Here is a 389-nt window from a genome sequence, read left to right as displayed (position 1 = left end):
CTGATATCGTCGGGATTGATCCTCGACAATTCATCGATCACCGGGTGCGGCAGGCTGGCGAACAGGTCGCTCTGCATCGGCGAGGCGGGCTTGCCGCTCTGCTGGCTCGGCATCTCGTGCGGCAGGCTGGTGGTTTCCAGGCGCTTGAGGTGTTCGCGGGCGCGCTGGATTACCGGAGTCGGCACGCCGGCCAACTGGGCCACCGCGAGGCCGTAGCTCTGGCTCGCCGGTCCCGGCAGTACATGGTGCAGGAACACGATGCGTTCATTGTGCTCGGTCGCGTTCAGGTGCACGTTGGCTACCGCGGGCTGGCTTTCCGGCAGTACGGTCAGCTCGAAGTAGTGGGTGGCGAACAGGGTGAAGGCGCGAGTCCGGGCCAGGTCCTCGGC

At 66.1% G+C, this 389-nt stretch carries 1 protein-coding gene; it reads right to left on the bottom strand.

What is annotated here, in order from left to right:
- A partial coding sequence (locus MUU46_RS00035) for a MutS-related protein (RefSeq protein ID WP_445326595.1) occupies positions 1-389 on the bottom strand: 389 nt, incomplete at both ends.

This window comes from Scandinavium tedordense, assembly GCF_024764965.1.
Lineage (GTDB): Bacteria > Pseudomonadota > Gammaproteobacteria > Enterobacterales > Enterobacteriaceae > Scandinavium > Scandinavium tedordense.
The sequence above is the reverse complement of the archived record's forward strand: the minus strand, read 5'-3'. Positions and strand labels throughout refer to the sequence as shown.